1 pseudogene is annotated in these 614 nt (G+C 64.5%); it reads right to left on the reverse strand.

What is annotated here, in order from left to right:
- Nucleotides 1-614: pseudogene (locus GWC77_RS28165) on the reverse strand (IS3 family transposase); the annotation flags it as partial.

The raw sequence follows: 614 nt of genomic DNA on the forward strand, positions 1-614 counted from the left end.
GACTAAAGACATCGAGCACGACGGCGAGATAGAGAAAGCCTTCTGCGGTCGGCACATAGGTGGCATCCGCCACCCACAGCCGGTTCGGGGCGTCGGCCACGAAGTGCCGTTGCACGAGATCGGGCGCGGGCCGGGCGCCGCTTTGCCGCCGCGTCGTGTTGATCCAGCGCCGCCGGCTCACGCCGCACAGACCCGCTATACGCATCAGACGGGCAATACGTTTGCGTCCGACATGCACGCCGTGCTCGAGCAGTTCCGCACGGATGCGGGGCATGCCGTACGTGCCGCGCGAACTTGCGTGAATGGCTCGGATACGCCCGAGCAGATCGGCGTCGCTACATGCGCGTTTCGATGGGCTGCGCGCCAGCCACGCGTAATAGCCGCTGGCCGAAATTCGCAGCAATCGCGCCATCGTCGCAATGGGCAATGTGGCCTGGTTCGCTTTCATGAATTCGAACCCTTCTCGGGCACCGTTCCGGTCTCCCGCGCAAACCAGGCCGCGGCTTTTGAGAGGATCTCTCGTTCAAGCTCGAGTTGACGAACCTTGCGGCGCAAGCGCGTCAGCTCTTCGCGCTCCGCCGTCGTCAAGCCATCATGCCGCTTGCCGCTGTCGC

It is taken from the genome of Paraburkholderia sp. NMBU_R16, from assembly GCF_013282575.1.
In the GTDB taxonomy this organism is placed as follows: Bacteria; Pseudomonadota; Gammaproteobacteria; order Burkholderiales; family Burkholderiaceae; genus Trinickia.